Source organism: Mesorhizobium sp. M7A.F.Ca.CA.001.04.2.1 (genome assembly GCF_003998485.1).
Lineage (GTDB): Bacteria > Pseudomonadota > Alphaproteobacteria > Rhizobiales > Rhizobiaceae > Mesorhizobium > Mesorhizobium ciceri.
Window position 1 is genome coordinate 1 of record NZ_RZQT01000091.1, and the last position, 23118, is coordinate 23118.

Consider the following 23118-nt stretch of genomic DNA (forward strand, 5'->3'; position numbering starts at 1 on the left):
GGCTATGTCGGTCCGGGCGCCAGCATCCAGTATGCCTTGATCGGCAATCGCGTCATCATTCATGGCGGCGCCAGGATAGGCCAGGATGGTTTTGGCTTCGTCGGCGGGGCCAAGGGTCCTGAGCGCGTGCCGCAGATCGGCCGTGTCGTTATCCAAGACGACGTCGAGATCGGCTCCAACACCACCGTCGATCGCGGCGCCATGTCCGATACGATCATCGGCCAAGGCACCAAGATCGACAATCTCGTGCAGATCGCCCATAACGTCCGCATCGGCCGCAATTGCATAATAGCCGGGCTTTCGGGTATTTCGGGTTCTGTGGTCGTGGGTGACAATGTCACCATGGGCGGCGGCGTGGGGCTTGCGGATCACCTGACGATAGGGACAGGGGCCAAGCTTGCCGCCAGAAGTGGATTTATGAGCAATGTCCCTGCAGGCGAGATCTGGGGCGGCTATCCGGCACAGCCGATGGCGGAAGCCATGCGGGAGATAGCCATGCTGCGCAAGCTCGCCAGGACCCGCAAACAGGGCGAGGGAGGCAATGGCTGACATGATCGCGTCGACGACGCTGGAAGCGGTCGACATCATGGGGCTGATGAAGCTCCTGCCGCACCGCTATCCGTTCCTGATGATCGATCGTATCGTCGACATCGATGGTGACGAATCCGCCATCGGCATCAAGAACGTGACCATAAACGAGCCGCATTTTCAGGGCCATTTCCCTGAGCAGCCGGTCATGCCGGGTGTGCTTATCGTTGAGGCGATGGCGCAGACGGCCGGCGCCATCTGTATCCGCAGCCTGGGTACCGAAAAGCCGTCGCTGGTCTATTTCCTGACCATCGACAACGCCAAATTCCGCAAACCGGTCGTTCCCGGCGACCAGTTGAAGATCTATGTCAAGAAAATCAAGAAACGCGGCAACCTGCTCAAATTCGCTTGTGAAGCCATGGTCGACGGCGCCAAGGCGGCCGAGGCCGAGATTTCAGCCATGATGGTCACCAGCGACTGACGATCGAGTGCTTATGAAAATCAAGACATCCATCCATGCTTCCTCCATTGTCGAGGAAGGCGCCAAAATCGGCCAAGGTGTGCGCATTGGGCCGTTCTGCCATGTCGGCGCCGATGTGGTGATCGGCGACGACGTCGAACTGGTCAGTCATGTCTCGGTGATGGGCGCGACGTCGATCGGCGCCTCGACCAAGGTCTACCCGATGGCGACATTGGGCGCGCCGCCGCAGAACACAAAGCACAAGGGCGGCCGAACCACCCTGGTCATCGGCAGGAACTGCACGATCCGCGAAGGCGTGACGATGCATCTCGGCACCGATTCCAGCCGCGGTGAGACGACGGTCGGCGACAACGGCAATTTCCTCGCCTACGCCCATATCGCCCATGATTGCGTCGTCGGCAACAATGCGACGTTCGCCAATGGCGCAACGCTGGGCGGCCACTGCGAGGTCGGTAACAATGTCTATATCGGCGGCCTGACCGCAGTGCATCAGTTTGTCCGCATCGGCGACAACGCCTTTCTGGGCGGTTGCTCCGCGATCGTCGGCGATGTCATCCCCTTTGCCATAGCGGTCGGCAACCGCGCCAGTTTGCGCGGTCTCAACATCATCGGGCTCAAGCGCTCCGGCCTGCCGAGGTCCGAAATCCTTGTGCTGCGCAAGGCTTACAGGATGATCTTCGATCGTTCCCGCACTGTTGGCGAGAACATCGAGTTCGCCAAGGCGGAGTTCGCGTCGTCGCCGACCGCCATGAAGATCATCGATTTCATCACCAGTCGCGGCAAGCGGCACTATGCTGTGCCGTCGCTCAAGGGCGGCGATGGCGACGACGTCGATGACGAAGACTGAGACAGCGGCAGCGCGTCTTGATCTTCCGCCGGGCTCCAGGGTCGGCATCATTGCCGGCGGCGGCAGTCTGCCGGTCGAAGTCGCGGCCGGCTCGGCTGAACAAGGCTATCCGCCCTTCGTCATCCTGATGGAAGGCGAGGTCGACCGCATCGCGGTGCTCTCCCGATACGATCATGAAAGCCTCGCTCTGGAAGGTATAGGCTCGCTGGTCCCATTGCTACGGCGGCACCGGATCACCCATCTGGTGCTTGCAGGCGAGATCAAGCGCCGGCCGCGATTGCTTGCGCTGCGCCCCAGTCTCAGCCTGCTCGCGGTAATTCCGCTGGTCGTCATGGCGCTCGCGCGCGGCGACGATGGCCTGCTGAAGGTCTTGGCGAGGGGCCTCGAAGCCCGTGGAATAAAGGTTGTCGGCGCCCATGAAGTCGTGCCGAGCCTTGTCGCCGCCGAAGGCGTCCTGACCAACGCCGCGCCACAAAAGTCGGACTGGCGTGACATCGAGGCAGGCCTTGACGCAGCAAAGGCCATCGGGGCGCTGGACATCGGCCAGGCCGCGATCGCCATCGGTGGCCGGACCATTGCGCTGGAAGGCATCGAAGGAACAGCCGGATTGCTTGAGCGGGCAAAGCTTTTACGCGGCCACGGCCGTATTGCGGGCAAGACCCGCGGCGTCCTGGTCAAGTGCGCCAAGCCTGGTCAGGAACTGCGAGCGGATCTTCCGTCCATCGGTCTGCAGACGGTCGAAGCAGCGCATGCAGCCGAGCTTGCCGGGATTGCCGTCGAGGCGGGACGTTCGCTGGTTCTCGAAGGTCCTGAAACCATCGCGCGCGCCAACGCACTCGGCCTGTTCGTCATTGGCCTGCCTGCCACGACGGAGCGGCACAATGGCTGACAGGGCATTGAAGATCGCGATTGTTGCCGGCGAGGAGTCCGGCGACCTGCTCGGCGCCGACATAGTGCGCTCGCTTAAGCAGGCGGCCGGGCGCGAGGTGCAACTCGTCGGCCTCGGCGGCCGTCATTTGCAGACGCTGGGACTGGTCTCGCCATTCGATGCCGGTGAGATCGCCCTCATGGGGTTCAGTGCCGTCCTGCGCGACCTTCCGCGCCTGATGCGGCGGATCAGCCAACTGGCCAAGACCGTTGCCGACGAAAAGCCGGATTGCCTCGTCACCATCGACAGTCCGGACTTTTCGTTGCGCGTCGCCAAAAAGGTGCGTGCGGCCAACCCGTCGATTCCGATCATCCACTATGTCTGCCCGAGCGTGTGGGCGTGGCGGCCGGGCAGGGCGGTCGCGATGAAGCCCTATGTCGACCACATCCTCTGCATCCTGCCTTTCGAGGTTAAGGAGTTGGAGCGGCTCGGCGGGCCACCGGGCACCTATGTTGGGCATCGCCTGACGCACGATGCGGGCTTGCTTGCTGCAGCCAAGGCGCAGGAGCTGCCACGCGACCTTTCTCCTGATCGTGTCAAAACCCTGCTCGTCCTGCCCGGTTCGCGGCGTGGCGAGGTACGGCGGCTGCTCGACCCGTTCGGCGAGACGGTGTCAATCCTGCGCGCGCGCGGCCACCGCCTGCGGCTGCTGCTGCCGACCGTCCCGCATGTCGCCGACCTCGTCAAATCTTCTGTCAACCGCTGGGATGAAAAGCCTGAGATCATCGTCGATCCCCAGCGCAAATGGCAGGCTTTCGGCAAGGCCGATGCGGCGCTGATCGCGTCCGGGACGGTATCGCTGGAACTGGCGCTGGCCGGCGTGCCGATGATTTCCTGCTACAGGCTCGACCCGGTCGCGCGCATCTTGGCGCCGTACCTCGTTTCCGTCTGGTCGGCGCTGCTGCCCAATCTGATATCGGATCGAGCGCTTATTCCCGAATTCTACGACGGCTATATCAAGCCGAACAATCTTGCCCGGCAATTGGAGGCACTGTTCGCCGACAGCGGCATGCGTGCCTGGCAGAAGGATGGATTTGCAGAGATCAGGCGGCGCATGGCTACGGGCAGACCGTCCGGCGAGATCGCCGCGCAGGTGGTGATGCGGTATGTCAAGAGAGTGAGTAGTCAGTAATCAGTAGAAATGGTCGACTTCACTACTCACTACTCACTACTCACTACTCACTATTTCCTGATTCACCGCTTTGCGATCGGCACGTAATCCCGCTCCGGTGCACCGGTATAGAGCTGGCGCGGGCGGCCGATCTTCTGGCGCGGATCCTCGATCATCTCTTTCCACTGGGCGATCCAGCCGACGGTGCGGGCGACCGCGAACAGCACGGTGAACATGGTGGTGGGGAAGCCCAGCGCCTTCAGCGTAATGCCGGAATAGAAGTCGACATTCGGGTAGAGCTTCTTCTCGATGAAATAGGAATCGGTCAGCGCGATCTTTTCCAGCTCCATGGCGATGTCGAGCAGCGGATCGTCCTTGATGCCGAGCTCGCCCAGAACCTCATGTGCCGTCTTCTGCATGATCTTGGCGCGCGGATCGTAGTTCTTGTAGACGCGGTGGCCGAAGCCCATCAAGCGGAACGGGTCGTCCTTGTCTTTGGCGCGGGCGATGAATTCGGGGATGTGATCGACATGGCCGATCTCGCCAAGCATGTTGAGCGCCGCTTCATTGGCGCCGCCATGCGCGGGTCCCCACAGGCAGGCTATGCCGGCGGCGATGCACGCAAACGGGTTGGCGCCCGACGAGCCGGCGAGGCGAACGGTCGAGGTCGAGGCATTTTGCTCGTGGTCGGCGTGCAGGATGAAGATGCGTTCCATGGCGCGCGCCAGCACCGGATTGATCTTGTATTCCTCGCAAGGCACGGCAAAGCACATATGCAGGAAGTTGGCGGCAAAGTTCAGCTCGTTCTTCGGGTAAATGAAGGGCTGGCCGATGTGGTATTTGTAGGCCATCGCCGCGATCGTCGGCATCTTGGCGATCAGCCGCATGGAGGCAACCATGCGCTGGTAGGGGTCGGAAATGTCGGTGGAGTCGTGATAGAAGGCCGACAGCGCGCCGACCACGCCGCACATCACCGCCATCGGATGCGCGTCGCGGCGGAAGCCGGTGAAAAAGCGCGACATCTGCTCATGCACCATGGTGTGGCGCGTCACGCGGTAATCGAAATCGTCCTTCTGCGCCTTGGTCGGCAATTCACCGTAGAGCAGGAGATAGCAGACCTCGAGGAAGTCGCCATGTTCGGCCAACTGGTCGATCGGATAGCCGCGGTGCAACAGGATGCCGGCGTCGCCGTCGATGAAGGTGATTTCGGACTCGCAGCTTGCCGTCGAGGTGAAGCCGGGATCGTAGGTGAAAGCGCCGGTAGTTGAGTAGAGCGAGGCGATGTCGATCACATCAGGCCCGACCGAACCGCTTCGCACCTTGAATTCATGGGTCTTGCCGGCGAATTCAAGCGTTGCGGTGGCCTCTTGGGTCTTGCCCAAATCCAGTTTTTTCGCAGCTTCGGTCATTGCAAACTCCTTCTTGTTTCCTCATGCCGGCAAAGGCAAATTTCGCAGAGCGACACGTCGAAAATCACCGCAATGCGCGTATTCGCCACCGCATTTCAGGAGGTGCGTGCCAGATTGGGCCAAGGCCTAATGTTGCACTGCGAAACCCGCCTTTCAATGCCAATCTTCTTGGGCCAGTTTGCTCCTAATCGATTTGATCTGAGATGCGCGCCAGGCTTTCCTCGCGGCCGAGCACGGCGAGCACATCGAACACGCCCGGCGAGGTGCTTTTGCCGGTCAAAGCGGCGCGCAAAGGCTGGGCCACCGCGCCGAGCTTGTGGCTGCCGGCCGCTGCCACCTCGCGGATCGCCGCCTCCGCCGAGGCGGCTGTCCAGTCATCCGCAAGCCCGTTCAAAGCTTCGTGAGCACTGCGCAGGATCTTGCGGGCGTCATCGGTGAGCAGAAGGGCCGCCTTGTCGTCGATCGGCAGCGGTCGGGTGGCAAACAGGAAGGCCGCGCCGTCGACGAGCTCCACCAGCGTCTTGGCGCGCTCCTTCAGGCCCGGAAGCGCTGCCAGCAACTGCGCCTTGGTGCTGTCGTTCAGGCGTGCGGCGATCGCCGGGCCACCTTCGAGGTAGGGCAGGGTGGCGATGAAGATGTCGAACAGTTCGGCATCGCTCATGCGGCGCATATGTGCGCCGTTGATTGCCTCCAGCTTGGCGAAGTCGAAGCGCGCCGCGCCCTTGTTGACATCGCCGATGTCGAACCAGGAAATCATGTCCTTTATCGACATGATCTCGTCGTCGCCATGGCTCCAGCCGAGACGCGCCAGGTAGTTGAGCAGCGCCTCCGGCAGGTAGCCCATGGCGCGATAAGCCTCGACGCCAAGCGCGCCGTGCCGCTTCGATAGCTTGGCGCCATCGGCGCCGTGGATCAGCGGGATATGCGACATGGACGGCACGTTCCAGCCCATGGCGTTGTAGATCACGGTCTGGCGAGCGGCGTTGGTCAGATGATCATCGCCGCGAATGATATGGGTGACGCCCATATCATGATCATCGACGACGACGGCATGCATGTAAGTGGGATTGCCGTCGGAACGCAGGATGATGAAGTCATCGAGATCCTTGTTAGGAAAGCGCACGTCGCCCTGGACCCGGTCATGGACGACGGTCTCGCCTTCGGTCGGCGCCTTGATGCGGATGGCGCCCTTGGCGCCTGCGGGTGCTTCTGAGGGGGCGCGGTCGCGCCAGCGGCCATCGTAGCGGGGTGGCAGCCCCTTGGCTCTGGCGGCCTCGCGCATGGCCTCCAGTTCGGCTGGCGTGGCGTAGCAATAATAGGCCTTGCCGATGCGCACGAGCTCCTCGGCCACCTCGCGGTGGCGGGGCGCACGCTCGAACTGCGACACCGGCTCGCCGTCCCAGCTCAGGCCAAGCCAGGAAAGCCCGTCGAGGATGGCAGCCGTCGCGGCTTCATTGGAGCGTTCGCGATCGGTGTCCTCGATGCGCAGCAGCATCGTGCCGCCGGTGTGCTTTGCATACAGCCAGTTGAACAGCGCCGTGCGCGCGCCGCCTATGTGCAAATAGCCGGTGGGCGAGGGGGCAAAACGGGTGACGACCTTGTCGGACATGGAACTCTCGGAAACCATCTGAAGCGGGGTGCGGTCGCGCGGACTTTCGCGCTTTGCGCGTTCATGTAGCATAGGGTGTCGAGGGCGCAAGGGGCAGACCCGATGGCTGGACGAGGCTGGGGTTCGGATCAGGGCGAGGACGCTGCCATTGGCGTCAGCGAACGGTCCCTGTTTGCGCCTCTGCCAGCCTCATTGCTGCCGCCGTCGCCCCTCGTGCCGGATTCCGGCAAGCTGCCCTTGCAAACGGGTGTCACCGCCTCTGTTCCGGTTGCCGGAACCGGCAGGATCGTGCGCGTGCGCCGGCAGATCGGCCTGATATCACTGCCTCGCCTGCGCCACAGCGTGAACACGGCGGCGAGCCTGGAACTCGACCGAGGCGTGGCCTTCCTGCTGGTGCCGGTCTGCCTTGCGATCGGAGCGATCGGCTATTTTTCGCTGACGGCTGAACCCGACTTTGCGAGACCTGTCGCGGTTGTCATCCTGACGGGGATCTGTGCGCTGGTCTCGCGCTCATGGCCAAAGACCCATCTGTGTTTCATGGCGGCACTTTTATGCGCCCTAGGACTGCTTGCTGCCAAGGTCGAGACGTGGCGTGCGGGCACACAAATGTTGGGCTCGGAAATCTCGACGCAGGTGACCGGCCGCGTCGTCTCGCTCGACCGGATGGAAACTGGCCGTATCCGGCTGACCATCGACGTAACATCGACCGCAAGACCGAAACTGCGCTATGCGCCGGAACGGGTGCGGCTTTCGGCACGCAAGATCCCGGCTGACGTGACCGCAGGCTCTCTCATCACCGGATATGCCAAGCTTTTGCCGCCGACCGGGCCGGTGCGACCGGACAGCTATGATTTCTCCTTCGACAGCTATTTTGCCGGCATTGGCGGCAGCGGGTTCTTTCTCGGCAATCCCAAGCTTGTCGTCACCGATGATGGCGACATGCCGCTGTCGGCCCGAATTTCCTCCAGCGTGGAAAATGCCCGTGAAGGCATTGCCGACCATATCAGGGCGAGCGTCGGCGGCGCCGAAGGCGAGATCGCCGCGGCGCTGATCGTCGGCGTGCGCGCCGGCATTCCCGACGACATCAATGAGGCGATGCGACGTACCGGCATCTACCACATCATCTCCATTTCGGGACTGCACATGGCTCTGGTCGCCGGCACCATCATGGGGTTGCTGCGCGGCGCCTTCGCCTTGTTTCCCGATTTTTCCGCGCGTCGCCCGGTCAAGAAGTATGCCGCTGCCGCCGCACTGTTCTCGATCGCAGCCTACCTCGTCATCTCAGGTATCGTCGTCGCCGCCGAGCGCAGCTTCATCATGCTGGCAGTGATGCTGATTGCAGTTCTGTTCGATCGAGCAGCACTCACCATGCGCAATCTGGCGATCTCGGCGATCGCCGTCATCGTGGTGTCGCCGCATGAGGTGGTCGGCCCGAGTTTTCAGATGTCGTTCGCCGCGACCGCGGCTCTGGTCGGCGCTTATGCCGGCTGGGCGGATCACCGCGCGGGAAAAGCAAGACCGCCGCCGCCGAAGCGATCCTTGCCCGGGTTCCTGACACGAAAATTCCTGCTGGCGGCAATTGGTCTGGCCATGACCTCGATCATCGCCGGCAGCGCCACGACGCTGTTTGCCATCTGGCATTTTCAGCGTGTGTCGCCGCTCAGCCTGTTCGCCAATCTCGCGGTTATGCCGATCGTCACCGTCGTCATGTTCCTGGCCGTCGCCAGCGCGCTGCTGATGCCTTTCGGATTGGATTGGCCAGCTCTCTACCTGATGGGCAAGGGCCTGACGATGATGATCGCCATATCGGGCTGGATCTCCGAGCGTTCGCCTGTCGATGGGGTCGGGCTGATTTCGCAACAGTCGGTCCTGCTGGTGGCCATTGCCCTGGTCATCGCGACGATGGCGACGACATGGCTGCGGCTCGCGGCTCTGCCATTCGCGTTGGCAGGCTTGCTGACCGTCTCGGATACGCGCACGCCCGATGTGCTGATCTCGGAAGACGCCCGGCTGGTGGCGTTGCCGATCGGTGGCGGTGAGCTTGCCGTTAGCCGGCAACGGCCGAACGAATTCACCGTCGACAACTGGAAACGCGCGCTGACATCGGAAACCATCGTCGTTCCGGAAGTGTTCGACAACAGCGATGGGCAATTCGACGTCGCGGATGCCGTTGAGCTACCGCCGGGATCGCCGTTCTATTGCTCCTCAGGCGTTTGCGTGGCCAGGCACATGTCCGGTGCGATCATTGCCTATGTCGAGGACCGCAAGGACACCTGGAAAGCCTGCGGCTTCGCCGAGCTGATCGTCGTCAACGACGCCACCGCCTATGACGCCTGTCATAACCCACTGGTTCTCGTCATCACCAAGCGGCAACTGGCTCGCAAAGGCAGTGCCGCGGTCTTCTTCGATCGCCAATCGGCGACCACGCCGGCGACGATCAGCTTCGCGGTGGACAGCCCATATCGGCCCTGGCACACGCAACGCAGATACTCTCGCGAGGCGAGGGGGCTGGCACCCTTCAAGAAACCCGAGAAGCCAGTGGTCAACCCACAGCCGTCTCAGTAGCGACGGATCAGGCCGACGAGCTTGCCTTGCACCTTGACCCTATCGGGCCCGAAAATCCGTGTCTCGTAGGCTGGATTGGCGGCTTCGAGGGCAATCGAGGCGCCCTTGCGGCGGAACCGCTTCAGCGTCGCTTCCTCTTCATCGACCAGCGCCACGATGATCTCGCCGGGGCTGGCCGTATCGGCGTTACGGATGATGACGGTGTCGCCGTCGAAGATGCCGGCCTCGATCATCGAATCGCCCTTGACCTCCAGCGCATAGTGCGCGCCGCCCATGATCATGTCCGGCGGCACCGAAATCGAATGCGTCTGATGCTGGATGGCATCGATCGGCACGCCGGCGGCGATGCGACCCATGACCGGGATCGAAACGGCAGAGACCGCATCGTCGTCATTGCCGGGCGAAGGCATCCGCGAAGGCGCCGGCTTGATCTGCCGGCCAAGAGCACCACCCTGACCAAGACTGCCCTGGATGACGCTTGGCGAAAACTTCTTTGCCGCATTGAGGCCTGGCGCGATGGAGTCCGGCAGCCGCAGCACTTCCAGCGCGCGGGCCCGATTGGGCAGCCGGCGGATAAAGCCGCGCTCCTCAAGGGCCGTGATCAGCCGATGAATCCCGGATTTGGAGGCAAGGTCGAGCGCCTCCTTCATTTCGTCGAAGGATGGCGGAATGCCGCTCTCCTTCAGGCGTTCATGGATGAACATCAGCAGTTCATGTTGCTTGCGTGTCAGCATGGCGGCCCCCAGGTTCCCTGAAACCAGAATCGAAAAACAAACCCAGAACAAACACTATCTGTTCCAGTTGTGTTCTGCAACCGTTTAAAGTTTAATGAATTTGTTAAGGCTGCTGAAATTATTTGGCGCTTGCCAGCGGGTTACGATCGACGGGCGCCACCTTCGGCAATGCGCCTGCTCACATTGAAATTGTTATGGTTAATGACCTGTGGCTTATCCTCTACCAAAGCTTGGCATTATCTGTCGATCAGCCTCGACAAGGGGCGATTGCAACCTTCGGGACGTTCGTTGGCCGTGAACGAAACGGAGCCAAAACGCCAACGTCAGTTGGGCATTTTGGCTGGAAATTCAGCTCTCCGTCATTTGCCAGGCAGTGAGGGCAGCGACGGCGGATCGCCGGGATCGGTGCGTCAGGTAACGGCTTCCTTGACGGCGAAACGCTGGTCCTTCCATGCACCCGTGCGCAGAATGTCTTCCAGAACCTCAACCGCCAGCCACACATCCTTGTAGCTGACATAGAGCGGCGTGAAGCCGAAACGGATGGTCGACGGTGCGCGGAAGTCACCGATCACCCCGCGCTCGATCAGCGCCCGCATGATTTGATAGCCGTGGTCGTGAAGGAACGACACCTGGCTGCCGCGCCTGGTCGCGTCGCGGGTGGTCTCCAGCGTGAGACCGTAGGCGCCGCACTTGGCTTCGACGAGCTGGATGAACAGTTCTGTCTGCGCGACGCTCTTCTTTCGCAATGCCGCCATGTCGACGTCGCTCCAGATGGCAAGCGCGCCTTTGAGCGCCCGCATCGACAGGACCGGTTGCGTACCGCACAGAAAACGGCGGATGCCGGTGCCGGCAACATAACCCCGTTCGAAGGCAAAGGGCCGCGCATGGCCCCACCAGCCGCTGAGCGGCTGGCTGATATCGCCGTGGTGGCGCTGCGCGGCATAGATGAAGGCCGGCGCGCCCGGACCGCCGTTGAGGTACTTGTACGTGCAGCCGACAGCGAAATCGGCATTTGCCTGATCGAGCTCGACGGGCAGGGCGCCGGCGGTGTGGCAGAGATCCCAGACGATCAGCGCTCCGGCCGTATGAGCCCTGCGCGTCAGCGCCGCCATGTCGCGCAGTTCACCCGATTTGTAATTGACGTGGTTGACCAGCACCACCGCGACGTTTTCGTCGATCAGATCTTCGATGGTCGGCGCGTCGACGCCCGCGAGGCGCAGCAGGACGCCATCCCGGGTCGAGGCCACGCCTTCGGCGATGTACAGGTCGGTGGGAAAACTGTCACCTTCGGCGACGATGGCTGACCGGCCGGGCCGCATCTCCATCGCTGCGTGCAGCACCTTGTAGATGTTGGTCGATGTCGTGTCGCAGACAACGGTCTGGCCGGCCGCGGCTCCTATCAGGCGTCCGAGCTGGTCGCCGAGTTCGATCGGCATCTCGAACCATCCGGCCGTGTTCCAGGCTCGGATAAGATCTCGGGCCCATTCCTGCGTCGCCGCCTGCTGCAGCTCGCCGAAAACGGCATGAGATGCTGCCCCCAGTGAATTGCCGTCGAGATAGATCACCCCCTCCGGCAGAATGAAACGGTCGCGCATGGCCCGCAGCGGATCCGTGGCATCCATCGCTTCGACTGCGGCGAGATCAGGAATTCCACTCATGGTCAGTCCCCGGTTGTTCGCGAAGGGTTTCCGCCACAGAGCGTCCCTTCGGTGAGCCTGTTCTCATTTCGATGATGTCAGAGCCGAGTGCGGACCGTCCACAGCTCCGGAAACAGCACGACCTCGAGCATTTTCTTCAGATACGAAGCACCCGACGTGCCGCCGGTGCCGCGCTTCAGACCGATGATGCGCTCCACCGTGGTGACGTGGTTGAAGCGCCAGCGGCGGAAATAATCCTCGAAGTCGACCAGCTTCTCGGCCAGTTCGTAGAACATCCAGTAGCGCTGCGGATCGCGGTAGATAGTCTGCCAGGCGACCAGGACCTCTTCATTCTCGGTTCGCGTCTCACGCCAGTCCGTGCGCCTGGCATCGGCACCGATGTCGAATCCGTTGCGCGCCAAAAGCAGCAGCGCTTCGTCGTAGAGCGATGGCTCGGCCAGGATGGCTTCCAGCTTTCCGCTGAGGTCAGGCCGATGCTTGTGAGGGCCGAGCATGGCCAGGTTGCGGTTGCCGGCCATGAACTCGATGGCGCGATACTGCCAGGACTGGAAACCCGAGGACTGGCCGAGCGCGTCGCGAAACTCGGTATATTCGCTGGGCGTCATCGTTCGCAGCACATCCCAGGCATTGTTCAGCTGCTCGAAGATGCGCGCGACTCGCGACAGCATCTTGAAGCTCGGCTCGAGCCGGTCGGCGCGGATCGAGCGGATCGCGGCGCCAATCTCGTGCAAAGCGAGCTTCATCCACAGTTCCGAGGTCTGGTGCTGGATGATGAACAGCATCTCGTCATGCGCCGACGACAGCGGCGTCTGCGCCTCCAGCACTTTCTCCAGGTGCAGATAGTCGCTGTACGACATGGCCTCGTTGAACGACATCTGTGCGCCTTCGGACGCCGGATCGTAGGGCTCGCTCAATTGACTTTCTCCGTGCGCAGCCGGAAGCGCTGGATCTTGCCGGTCTGGGTCTTGGGCAAAGCAGCAATGAATTTCACCGATCGCGGGTATTTGTAGGGCGCGATCGTCGCCTTGACATGGTCCTGCAGGCGCTTGGTGGTCAATGCGTCAGGCGCCACGCCCTGCACCAGCACGACATGCGCCTCGACGATCTGGCCGCGCTCGGCGTCCTCGGCGCCGATCACCGCGCATTCGGCGACGTCGGGATGTGACAGAAGTGCGGCCTCGACCTCGGGGCCGGCAATGTTGTAGCCGGCGCTGACGATCATATCGTCGGAGCGCGCGGCGAAATGGAAGAAGCCGTCCTCGTCCTGCGTGAAGGTGTCGCCGGTGATGTTCCAGCCGTCGCGCACGTAGTCCTTCTGCCTGATATCGGCCATGTAGCGGCAGCCGGTCGGGCCGCGCACCGCCAGCCTGCCGGTCGCGCCGCGCGGTACTTCGCGCATCTCGTCGTCGACGATGCGCGCCTCGTAGCCGCCGACCGGCTTGCCGGTCGACGCGGGCTTCATGTCGCCAAAGCGGTTGGAGATGAAGATGTGCAGCATTTCGGTGGCGCCGATGCCGTCGAGGATCGGCTTGCCGGTCTTTTGCGTCCACTCTTCGAAAACCGGAGCGGGCAAGGTTTCGCCGGCTGAAACGGCAACCCGCAGCGAAGACAAATCGGCACCTTCATCCATGGCCTTCAGCATGGCGCGGTAGGCAGTCGGCGCGGTGAAGGAGATCGTGGCTTTGTAGGTCTCGATGATGTGGATCATGTTGGGTGGCGTCGCCTGCTCCAGCAGCGTCGCCGCCGCACCGAAGCGCAGGGGAAAGATAGCGAGCCCGCCAAGGCCGAAAGTGAAGGCCAGCGGCGGCGAGCCGACGAAGATGTCGTCCGGCGTCACCTCCAGGATTTCGCGGGCATAGGCGTCGGCGATGATCAGGAGGTCGCGGTGGAAATGCATCGTCGCCTTCGGCACGCCTGTCGTGCCCGAGGTGAAGCCGAGCAGCGCGACATCGTCGCGGCCGGTGTTGACGGCGGTGAATGTCACCGGCTTGTCGAGAGCGGCACGATCGAGCTCGGCATCATGGTTGGCGGTGCCGTCGAAGCCTATGACCTGTTTGAGGAAGGCGCTGTCCTTGGCGCAGGCGGTCATCTCGTCCATCAGCCTGGAGTCGCAGAGCGCGACGGTGATTTCCGCCTTGTCGACGATCTTGGCCAGTTCGCCGGCGCGCAGCATAGGCATGGTGTTGACGACCACGGCGCCGACCTTGGTGGCAGCCAGCCAGCAGGCGACCATGGCGGGGTTGTTGGCCGAGCGGATCAGCACCCGGTTGCCGGGCTCGACGCCATAATTCTCGACCAGCGCGTGGGCGAGCCTGTTCGTCCAGTCGGACAGTTCCTTGTAGGTGCGGCGGCGGCCATTGCCGATCAGGGCTGTGCGGTCGCCGAGGCCCTTCTCGACCAGCCGGTCGGTCAGTTCGACACCGGCGTTAAGGCGTTCGGGATAGTCGAAGCCGTCGAGCAGTATATCGGGCCATTGCTCCGGCGGCGGCAGGTGATCGCGCGTGAACGTGTCGATATGCGCTGAAGGCCCAAGCATGTCGCCGCTCTCCCGTCTGCTGCCTGGCCAGTGCGCAATGCGCCTTGGCTGGATGTGGTGGATCCTAAGGTCCTGCTCTGAGGAGGCTTCGTGCTGCCCATCACGCCTGCTCGGAGATGCGCGCCCGAAAGGGTGAACATCTGCAGGTGAGGGCAGCACAGCAGACCTCCCATTGTCGGCTGTTCGTAAGGGCAGGATCGCACCAGTCGAAATTTGTTTCAAGCCTAAAATGTTTTTGCCCTGGAGCATTGACGCATGGCGTGGCGCTGGCCATTGCTAGCGCAACAGCGATGCCGTTTTGGGGGAGGGCGCAGATGTTCGAACGTCACATCGTCGATTGGGATGATGCCTATGCCAACGGCGCGAACATTGCCGGCAGCGACCGTTGGCCAGCCGCCTGGGCCGAGCCAGCGGCAGCATTCCGTGATGCGCTCTCGGCAGAGAGCCGGGCACGGCTCGACATCGCCTATGGCGACGGGCCGCGCAATGGGCTCGATCTTTTCCTTCCCAAGGCCGCGCCCAAAGGACTGGTGGTGATTATCCATGGCGGTTACTGGCTGGAGACCGACAAGAGCTTGTGGTCGCATCTCGCCAATGGCGCGGTCGGCAGCGGCTTCGCCGTTGCGATGCCCTCCTACACGCTGTGCCCGGACATACGCATCGCAGGCATCGTCCGGGAGGTCGGGGCGGCGATTGGCAAGGCAGCGGCAATGGTTGACGGACCGCTGATGCTGACCGGACATTCGGCCGGCGGCCATCTCGCCACCCGGATGGTGACGACAACCACGCCTTTGGCGCCGGATGTGGCGCGGCGCATACGCCATGTCGTTTCGATTTCAGGTCTACACGATTTGCGTCCGCTCATGCGCACCGGCATGAACAAGGACCTGGCAATCGACGAAGAGGAGGCGCTGGCTGAAAGCCCAGCCCTGCTGCGCCCGATGGATGGCGCCCGCATCACCTGCTGGGCCGGCGGCGGTGAGCGCGCCGAGTTCCTGCGCCAGAATGCGTTGCTTGCCAACATCTGGACCGGCCTCGGCGCCACCACCAGCACCGTGGTCGAGCCCGACCGGCATCACTACGACATTGTCGACGGCCTTACCGATCCGGCGCATCCGCTGACGCAGAGCTTGATCTCCAGCTAGAGCCGAGATCACTTTCTCGTCTGTTATGAACGGCTTGCCTGGAATTCCTCAGCGCAGCATCAAAACGCTGCAAGCCTCGCCCGCGGCTGCTGCAGGGGCAAACGGCGCCCGCACGATCAGCCCGTTGGCGTCGGCCAGCATTCTCAGCATCGAGGAATCCTGAATGCCGAACGGCGTCGCCACCAGCGCGCCGTCATCTTCCCTGACCACGGCTCGGACATAGTCCTGGCGCAAATCATTGGCCGGCATTGCGGTACCCAGTCGCGCTGGGCGAATGTCCTGGCGATGGTTGCGGCCGCCGAGCCGCGCCAGCAGCGGCTTCAGGAACAGTTGCGAGCAGACCAGGCTTGCCACCGGGTTGCCGGGCAGGCCGATGCACCTGATATCGCCGAGGCGGCCGAACATCAGCGGCTTGCCGGGGCGCATGGCGATCTTCCAGAAGCCGAGCGTCATGCCTTCGCCGGTCAGCACATCGTGGATCAGGTCGTGATCGCCGACCGAGGCGCCACCAAGCGTCACGATGACATCCGCACCGGCCGCGACCGCTTTTTGCACCAGTTCGGCGATGGCCTCCTTGCGATCGGCGGCAATGCCGAGATCGAGCGCGCGGGCGCCGACCGAGTGTGCGGCGGCAGCGACGCCATAGGCATTGGACGAGATGATCTGGTCCGGGCCGAGATCACTGCCCGGCGGCAGCAATTCATCGCCGGTGGCGATGATGGCGACCAGCGGTCGTTTCACCACGTTGACCCGGGGATGGTTGGCCGATGCTGCCAGCGACAGTGCCGCCGGGTCGAGCAAACGGCCTCTTTCGAGCAGCATGTCGCCTGTTGAAAAATCGAGCCCGATGCGACGGATATTGCGCCATTGCGCCGTCGGCTCGGTCACTTCGATTTCGCCGCCGCCGAGGTCGCGGACATTCTCCTGGATGACGATGGTGTCGGCGCCTTCGGGCAACGGCGCGCCGGTGAAGATGCGCACCGCTTGTGCCTTGCCGATCCTACCGGCAAAACCACGTCCGGCCGGCGCCATGCCGATCACCGACAGCCTGGATGGTACCGACGCCACGTCGGCGGCTCGAGCGGCATAGCCATCCATGGCGGAAGCGTTGAAAGGTGGCTGGGTACGGAGTGCCACGACCGGTTCCGCCAGAACACGATCCACCGCCTCGAACAGAGGAACGCTTTCGCCGGCTAGAGGTGCCGCACCATCGAGCAGGCGTTCAAGCGCCTCCGCGATAGGAACCAGCGCCATCAGGAGCTCGCCTTGTAGTCACCCGACTTGCCGCCGGTCTTTTCGACCAGGCGGATGCCGGTGATGACCATGGCGCGGTCTACTGCTTTGGCCATGTCGTAGATGGTCAGGCAGGCTACCGAAGCGGCCGTCAGCGCTTCCATCTCGACGCCCGTCTTGCCGGTGACGCGCGCCAGCGCGGTGACCTTCAGGCCAGGTAAAGCGTGGTCCGGCTCGATGTCGACGGAAACCTTGGTCAGCAGCAGCGGATGGCAGAGCGGGATCAGCTCATGCGTCTTCTTCGCCGCCATGATGCCGGCAATGCGCGCGGTGCCGAGCACGTCACCCTTCTTGGCGTTGCCGGCGAGGATCATCTTCAGCGTCTCGGGCTGCATCGCGACAAAGCCTTCGGCGATCGCCGTGCGCGTTGTTTCTTCCTTGTCGCCGACATCGACCATGTTGGCCTCGCCTTGCGCGCCGAGATGGGTCAGGCCTGATACCATCGTCAGAGAGCCTCGGCCAAAGCCTTGCCTGTCAGAAGCAGGCGCGTCGCGGTGGTGACGTCCTGTTGCCGCATCAGGCTCTCGCCGACAAGAAAAGTGCCGATGTCGCTCTTTTGCAGCCTGAGGCAGTCGTCATGCGAGAAAATACCGCTCTCGCTGACCAGCAGGCGGCCGCCCGGCACCATGGGTGCCAGCCGCTCCGACGTTTTAAGGCTGGTCTCGAATGTTCTCAGATTGCGGTTGTTGATGCCGATCAGCCGCGACGACAGTTTTAGCGCGCGCAGCGTCTCGGCCTCATCATGCACCTCGATCAGCGCATCCATGCCGAGTTCGAATGCCGTTGCCTCAAGCTCGCTCGCCAGGGCGTCGTCGACGCTGGCCATGATGATCAGGATGGCATCCGCGCCCCAGGCGCGGGCTTCGTAGACCTGATAGGGATCGAACAGGAAATCCTTGCGCAGCGCCGGCAGCGCGACGGCGGCTCGCGCCCGGGTGAGAAATTCCGGCGCGCCCTGGAAGGACGGTGCGTCGGTCAGCACCGAAAGACAGGCAGCGCCACCCTTGGCATAGGCCAGCGCCAGCGCCGGCGGATCGAAATCGGCGCGGATCAGCCCCTTGGACGGGCTTGCCTTCTTGATCTCGGCGATCAGCGCAAAGGCGCCGGATTTGCGCTTTGCTTCGAGCGCGGCAAGAAAACCGCGCGGTGCGTCGGCGTCCTTGGCTCGCGCCTTGATTTCGGCCAGCGGCACACGTGCCTTTGCCGCCGCGATCTCGTCGCGCTTGTAGGCCTCGATCTTGCGAAGAATGTCAGACACGTTTTACCCGTTCGAAATCTCGACCAGCCTGTCGAGCACTTGCAGGGCCCGGCCGCTGTCGATGGCTTGCGCGGCGAGCGCGATGCCGTCGGCAAGCGTCGTCGCCTTGCCCGCCACCACCAGGCCGGCGCCGGCATTCATCAGCACGGTGTCGCGATAGGCGCCGGCAGCGCCGCCCAACATATCGCGCAAGGCTTTGGCATTGTAGTCCGCATCGCCGCCACGCAGTTCGTCCCTGCTGTGGCGCGGCAACCCGACCGCTTCAGGCGTCAGGGTGAAGCTGCGGATCTCGCCGCCGATCAGTTCGGCGACCTGCGTCTCGCCGGTGGTGGTGATCTCGTCATAGCCGTCGCCATGAGCAACCCAGGCATGCTCCGCACCCAGTGCCTTCAGCGTCTCGGCAACCGGCAGGATCCATTCCGGCAGGAACACACCGACCAGCTGCCGCTTGACGCCAGCTGGATTGGAGAGCGGCCCGAGCAGGTTGAAGATGGTGCGGGTGCCGAGTTCGACGCGGGTCGGACCGACATGTTTCATCGCTGGATGGTGCGCGGGCGCGAACATGAAACCAATGCCAGCCTCGTGGATGCAGCGGCCGATGAATTCGGGCGAGATGTCGATCTTGACGCCGAGCGCAACCAGCACGTCGGCGGCTCCTGTCAGCGAGGACAGGCCACGATTGCCGTGCTTGGCAACCGGCACACCACTGCCGGCGATGACAAAGGCCGATCCCGTGGAAATATTGACGCTGTGGGAATTGTCCCCGCCGGTGCCGACGATATCGATGGCGCCGTCCGGCGCGTCGACTTGCAGCATCTTGGCCCGCATGGTGGCGACGGCGCCGGAAATCTCGCTCACCGTCTCGCCGCGCACGCGCAGCGCCATCAGGAAACCGCCGATCTGGCCGGGGGTCGCATCACCCGACATGATGATATCGAAGGCCTCGCGCGCTTCCTCGAAGGAAAGCGCGCTACCGGTCGCGATCTTGGCGATATGGGTTTTCAGCGCGCTCATCTTGTCGAGGCTTGGGCGACGGCGGCCTGGTCGACGCGAACGTCGTACTGCGTCTGCAACTGCGCCACCAATTGGTCGAGCAGGTCGTCCGACATGCCGGAGGTGAAGGATTTCTGTGCGTCATCCGGCACCGAGCTGGCATCGGCCCCGGCGGGCTCGAACACTTCGGCGACCTTGTACAGGATCTGCCCGTCGCCGGTAGGCGAGGGGATCAGGCCGGTACCGCCTTCGCCGACTCCGAACATCGCTGCGGCACCTTCCTTGCCGAAATCGACGTCGTCAGCCTCGCGCTTGACACCGCGCTTGGTCTGCTTTTCCAGCTTCAGTTCGCTGGCAATGACATCGAGCGTTGCGCCGGCCTTGAGCCGCTTTTCCAGCTCGTCAGCCTTGGCGGCGAGCCGCTTGCTTGTTTCCGCCGCCGTCCAGTCGGCCACGACTTTCTGACGAACCTCATCCAGCGTGCGGTCGCGAGCCGGCGTGATGGACGCCACCTCATAGAAGACGAAGCCGTTGTCGGCTGTGGTCAAGGCATCGTTTTCCGTGTTGGGTTCGGCGTCGAAGACCGCTTTGATCAGCTCCGGCGATTGCGGCAGGTCCTTGACGATGCTTGCATCTGGCCGCAGTCCACTGCGATCGATGGCGTCGATGGTGACGACCTTCAGCTTCAGCTTGGCCGCAGCGTCGGCCAGCGAACTGCCGGCGGCGCGGGTGTCATCGTAATTGTCGCGCACGTCCAGAAGGATGCGGCTTGCCTCGCCCAGCGCCAGATCCTTGCGGATCTGGTCGGACACCTCGGCCAGCGGCTTCACCACTTCGGGCTTGATCTCGGTGACACGCAGCAGCACCGGACCGAAGGCGCCCTGCACGACCTGGCTGACTTCATTGGCGTTAAGCGCGAAGGCGGCGTCGGCGACCGCCTTGTCGGCGATCTTGTCCTTGGCAAGCGTGCCGAGCAACGTGTCGGCCGGGGTCTTGCCTTCCGCCGTGACCAGCTTGTCGAAAGTGGCGCCTGCCTTGAGCGAATCGAACGCGGCCTTGGCCGCATCCGGCGTCTTGAACACGAGCTGCTCGATGGTACGCAATTCCGGCGTGGTGTAACGCGCCTTGTTCTTGTTGTAATCGTCGCTGACCTGTTGGTCGGTGACGGCGGTCGGATCCATGATGTCGACCGGCTCGAGGCGGACATAGGAGAATTTGCGGTATTCGGGTGCCGCATATGTCTTCTTGTTGGCTTCGAAATAGGCCGAAAGCACGCTATCGGATGGCGCCGCTATCGGCTCCACCAGTGCCTTGGGCAGCGTCAAATAGTCGATGGTGCGGTCTTCGCCGCGATAGAGCGCAACTGCCTTGAAGAAAGTGTCCGGAGCCTTGAGGCCGTCCGAGACCGCCTCGACAATCTGCTGGCGCACCGCCACCTGAGCACGGTTCTTCAAATAGTCCTCGGGTCGCATGCCAATCTGCTGCAGCATATATTCGAACGTTCTGCGATCGAACTGGCCGCCCGGGCCTTTGAAGGCCGGGTCTTCGCGTGTCAGCTCGGCCAGCCGATCCTTGGAAAGTCCGAGGCCCAGCTTGCGGGCCTGTTCATCGAGAACGGCACCCGAGACGAGCTGCGCCAACACCTGGTTATCGACACCGAGCGCCTTTGCCTGTTCGTGGCTGAGACGTTGGCCGAACTGCTGCGACATGACGGCGAGCTGGCGATCATAGGCGAGACGGTATTCGTTGATCGACACTTTGGTGCCGCCAGCGGTTATCACCGAATCATGGCCGGCCAAACCGCCCATCAGCCGTCCGGAAACGCCCCAGACCAAAAAGCTGAGCACCAGCAGCACCAACAGCCCCTTCGCGACCCAGGTGCCTGCCGCGCTTCTCAATATACCAAGCATTTTTACTTCCGATTTATGCGCATTTTCGCATGCGCCGAGTCTGAAACAAGCGCAATAGCGCCCTTCCGGCCCACTGTCGATTGCTTTGTGGCCTGATTTTGGTAGTGAGGGCCAGAGCCCCGATATCATCCGGAGAAGCAAACCCATGACGCCAGGAATTCGCCCGCTCGTCGCCGGCAACTGGAAAATGAACGGCACCAGCGCCTCCCTCAACGAGCTCAGGATGATCGGCAACGGCTTCATGAGTGGGCTTGACGCGGAGACCGAAGCGCTGGTTTGCGTTCCCGCAACCCTGCTTGCCCACGCCGCCGAGATCCTGTCGCGCACGCCGGTGCATGCCGGCGGCGAAGATTGCCACACCAAGGAGAGCGGCGCCTACACCGGCTGCATCTCGGCGGAAATGCTCAGGGATGCCGGTGCGAGCCATGTCATCGTCGGCCATTCCGAATGCCGCGAGCAACGCGGCGAGGATGACGCCACTGTCCAGGCCAAGGCATCCGCCGCATGGCGTGCCGGGCTTGTTGCCATCATTTGCGTCGGCGAAACGCATGAGCAGCGTGAAGCGGGCGCCACGCTGGACGTGCTGTCGCGGCAGGTCGAGGGCTCGGTCCCGCCAAGCGCCACCCCGTCCAACACCATCATTGCCTATGAGCCGGTATGGGCGATCGGCACCGGCCTGACGCCGACGGCGGCCGACGTCGCTGCGGCACACGCACATATCCGCGAAAAGCTGTCGGAAAAGCTCGGCGGCGTCGCGGCGAAGGTGCGCATTCTCTATGGCGGCTCGGTCAAGCCCTCCAACGCGGTCGAACTGCTCGGCGTCAGGAATGTCGACGGCGCGCTGGTTGGCGGCGCCAGCCTGAAAGCGGCGGACTTTCTCGGCATCGCCGAGGCCTATCGCAATATTGCTTGAAGACATTTTCCCCGCCGGACAGGGCTTCCGGTGCACGAAATCGTTGCAAAGGACGGGTTGCTTCCCATATTCCGGCCACGGGCTTGGAAATGCCGTCAAAGCATTGTATTGAGCCGCCTCCAATTCACCGGTCGTGTCCGCGGCCGGGCAAGGCCTTGCCAGGATAAACTATGGAAACCGTACTGATCGTCATCCATCTCATGGTCGTGCTCGCCCTTGTCGGCGTGGTGCTGCTGCAGCGTTCCGAAGGCGGTGGCCTCGGCATCGGTGGCGGGTCCGGCTTCATGACCGCGCGTGGTGCGGCCAATGCGCTGACGCGTGCGACGGCGATCCTGGCGGCTGCCTTCTTCGCCACCTCCTTGACCCTGTCGATCGTCGCCCGCTACGGCGAAAAGCCGATCGATATCCTGGACCGCGTGCCGGCGACCTCGGACGGCGCCGGCAAAGGCGTGCTCAACCAGTTGCCTGGAACCACAACTCCGGCGCCCGCGGGCACCACCACGCCGACGACGCCTTCCGGCAACGATGCTTCGGCTCCTGCGACTGCCCCGGCCACTGCGCCTGCCGCCGGCTCGACGCCGCCGGCGACCAACGGCACGGCTCCCGCCGCACCGGCGACCCCGCAGGTTCCAAACCAGTAGTCCTCGGTGCCTGAACCGCGATCTGTGGTCGTTTGAACACAGTCGCGGCAAATGCAGCGAGATCACGAAGATTCGACGGGGTGAGGCATGGCCCCACGCTTGAGGCGGCCGCGCTTATTCGACTATAGATTGCACGCGGCATTTCCGGCGCCCTTGGGGGGCGCTGGGCGACGCCGTGGCAACAAGCATAGAACGATCGGATCTTCGCCATGCAGCTTCGCAGCTTCATTTTCCTGGGACTTTGCGCCGCACTCGGCGTGAGTTCCCCCGCTTTCGCAGGCGTTCCGGCCAATATGGCCGCACAGCCTTCGGCTGAAACAACTTCTGCCATCAACGTCGCCGTCAAGAGTGATGCGTCGCAATTGAAGCTTCTCAAGAAGAAGAAAAACCCGACGCCCGACGACCTCGCCCAGATCAAGAAGATCGAGGCCAAAATCGTTGCCGACAAGGAAGCCGCCAAAGCCAAGGCGCTCGAAGCCAGGAAGCTGGCAATGCGCGAGGCGGCAAAGGCCAAGGCCGACGCGGAACGGCAGGCGTTCCTTGCCAAGAAGGGCAAGAG

Annotated in this window: 20 protein-coding genes and 1 pseudogene; 10 read left to right on the forward strand and 11 right to left on the reverse strand. The window is 63.0% G+C overall.

Annotated elements, in window-relative coordinates; all coding sequences use genetic code 11:
• From EN955_RS24110 to lpxB, 5 genes are all read left to right on the forward strand, one after another.
• Positions 1–549 (forward strand): UDP-3-O-(3-hydroxymyristoyl)glucosamine N-acyltransferase (locus EN955_RS24110; protein ID WP_127223468.1); only part of this gene is annotated, 549 nt, incomplete at its 5' end.
• Positions 542–1009, forward strand: coding sequence for a 3-hydroxyacyl-ACP dehydratase FabZ (fabZ, locus tag EN955_RS24115; RefSeq protein WP_013531753.1), 468 nt, complete (start codon positions 542–544; stop codon positions 1007–1009). The genes EN955_RS24110 and fabZ, both read left to right, overlap by 8 nt.
• 13 nt (positions 1010–1022) lie before the next feature.
• A complete protein-coding gene (lpxA, locus tag EN955_RS24120) occupies positions 1023–1856 on the forward strand; it encodes an acyl-ACP--UDP-N-acetylglucosamine O-acyltransferase (RefSeq protein WP_013531752.1) in 834 nt (277 codons plus the stop codon).
• Positions 1843–2745, forward strand: coding sequence for an LpxI family protein (locus tag EN955_RS24125; RefSeq protein WP_164753107.1), 903 nt, complete (start codon positions 1843–1845; stop codon positions 2743–2745). The genes lpxA and EN955_RS24125 overlap by 14 nt, the downstream gene beginning before the upstream one ends.
• On the forward strand, positions 2738–3916 hold the full coding sequence (lpxB, locus tag EN955_RS24130) for a lipid-A-disaccharide synthase (protein ID WP_024503345.1): 1179 nt from the start codon (positions 2738–2740) through the stop codon (positions 3914–3916). Before EN955_RS24125 ends, lpxB begins: the two co-directional genes overlap by 8 nt.
• A 62-nt stretch (positions 3917–3978) precedes the next feature.
• Here the strand turns inward: lpxB and gltA are convergent, their stop codons facing one another.
• Together gltA and gltX are read right to left on the reverse strand one after the other, a co-directional pair.
• Positions 3979–5304 (reverse strand): citrate synthase, encoded by a 1326-nt coding sequence (gltA, locus tag EN955_RS24135; protein ID WP_013531749.1) that lies wholly within the window; start codon positions 5302–5304, stop codon positions 3979–3981.
• A gap of 184 nt (positions 5305–5488) precedes the next feature.
• On the reverse strand, positions 5489–6913 hold the full coding sequence (gene gltX, locus EN955_RS24140; RefSeq protein WP_127223469.1) for a glutamate--tRNA ligase: 1425 nt from the start codon (positions 6911–6913) through the stop codon (positions 5489–5491).
• Positions 6914–7015: 102 nt separating this feature from the next.
• On the opposite strand from gltX, the gene EN955_RS24145 reads away from it, so the two are divergent.
• Positions 7016–9478, forward strand: a complete 2463-nt coding sequence (locus tag EN955_RS24145; RefSeq protein WP_024503343.1) for a ComEC/Rec2 family competence protein — start codon at positions 7016–7018, stop codon at positions 9476–9478.
• Here EN955_RS24145 and lexA read toward each other — a convergent pair.
• From lexA to EN955_RS24165, 4 genes are all read right to left on the reverse strand, one after another.
• On the reverse strand, positions 9472–10212 hold the full coding sequence (lexA, locus tag EN955_RS24150; protein WP_013531746.1) for a transcriptional repressor LexA: 741 nt from the start codon (positions 10210–10212) through the stop codon (positions 9472–9474). The two genes, EN955_RS24145 and lexA, sit on opposite strands and share 7 nt — an antisense overlap.
• 410 nt (positions 10213–10622) lie before the next feature.
• Positions 10623–11870, reverse strand: a complete 1248-nt coding sequence (kynU, locus tag EN955_RS24155; protein WP_024503342.1) for a kynureninase — start codon at positions 11868–11870, stop codon at positions 10623–10625.
• A 77-nt stretch (positions 11871–11947) separates the two neighbouring features.
• Complete coding sequence (kynA, locus tag EN955_RS24160; RefSeq protein WP_024503341.1) at positions 11948–12784, reverse strand: tryptophan 2,3-dioxygenase; 837 nt, start codon at positions 12782–12784, stop codon at positions 11948–11950.
• The gene (locus EN955_RS24165; RefSeq protein WP_024503340.1) at positions 12781–14406 is read right to left on the reverse strand and encodes an AMP-binding protein; all 1626 of its coding nucleotides are present in this window, start codon (positions 14404–14406) and stop codon (positions 12781–12783) included. Before EN955_RS24165 ends, kynA begins: the two co-directional genes overlap by 4 nt.
• 314 nt (positions 14407–14720) lie before the next feature.
• Here EN955_RS24165 and EN955_RS24170 point away from each other — a divergent pair, with 314 nt between their 5' ends.
• Positions 14721–15551 carry an alpha/beta hydrolase gene (locus EN955_RS24170; RefSeq protein ID WP_024503339.1) on the forward strand — a complete coding sequence of 277 codons (831 nt, stop codon included), beginning with the start codon at positions 14721–14723 and terminating at the stop codon, positions 15549–15551.
• Positions 15552–15599: 48 nt separating this feature from the next.
• Here the strand turns inward: EN955_RS24170 and glp are convergent, their stop codons facing one another.
• Genes glp through EN955_RS24195 form a run of 5 tightly spaced genes read right to left on the reverse strand, consistent with a single transcriptional unit; the run spans position 15600 to position 21005 of the window.
• Positions 15600–16805: a gephyrin-like molybdotransferase Glp gene (glp, locus tag EN955_RS24175; protein WP_024503338.1), complete on the reverse strand. Its 1206-nt coding sequence runs from the start codon at positions 16803–16805 to the stop codon at positions 15600–15602.
• Positions 16805–17287, reverse strand: coding sequence for a cyclic pyranopterin monophosphate synthase MoaC (moaC, locus tag EN955_RS24180; protein WP_024503337.1), 483 nt, complete (start codon positions 17285–17287; stop codon positions 16805–16807). Before moaC ends, glp begins: the two co-directional genes overlap by 1 nt.
• Before the next feature lie 2 nt (positions 17288–17289).
• Positions 17290–18102 (reverse strand): indole-3-glycerol phosphate synthase TrpC, encoded by an 813-nt coding sequence (trpC, locus tag EN955_RS24185; RefSeq protein ID WP_024503336.1) that lies wholly within the window; start codon positions 18100–18102, stop codon positions 17290–17292.
• Positions 18103–18105: 3 nt separating this feature from the next.
• A complete protein-coding gene (gene trpD, locus EN955_RS24190) occupies positions 18106–19116 on the reverse strand; it encodes an anthranilate phosphoribosyltransferase (protein WP_024503335.1) in 1011 nt (336 codons plus the stop codon).
• Positions 19113–21005 (reverse strand): SurA N-terminal domain-containing protein, encoded by a 1893-nt coding sequence (locus EN955_RS24195; RefSeq protein WP_024503334.1) that lies wholly within the window; start codon positions 21003–21005, stop codon positions 19113–19115. The genes trpD and EN955_RS24195 overlap by 4 nt, the downstream gene beginning before the upstream one ends.
• 145 nt (positions 21006–21150) lie before the next feature.
• Here EN955_RS24195 and tpiA point away from each other — a divergent pair, with 145 nt between their 5' ends.
• From tpiA to EN955_RS24210, 3 genes and pseudogenes are all read left to right on the forward strand, one after another.
• Positions 21151–21918, forward strand: a complete 768-nt coding sequence (tpiA, locus tag EN955_RS24200) for a triose-phosphate isomerase (protein ID WP_013531736.1) — start codon at positions 21151–21153, stop codon at positions 21916–21918.
• A gap of 170 nt (positions 21919–22088) precedes the next feature.
• On the forward strand, positions 22089–22559 hold the full coding sequence (secG, locus tag EN955_RS24205) for a preprotein translocase subunit SecG (RefSeq protein WP_024503333.1): 471 nt from the start codon (positions 22089–22091) through the stop codon (positions 22557–22559).
• Between the two features lie 209 nt (positions 22560–22768).
• Positions 22769–23118: pseudogene (locus tag EN955_RS24210) on the forward strand (L,D-transpeptidase); the annotation flags it as partial.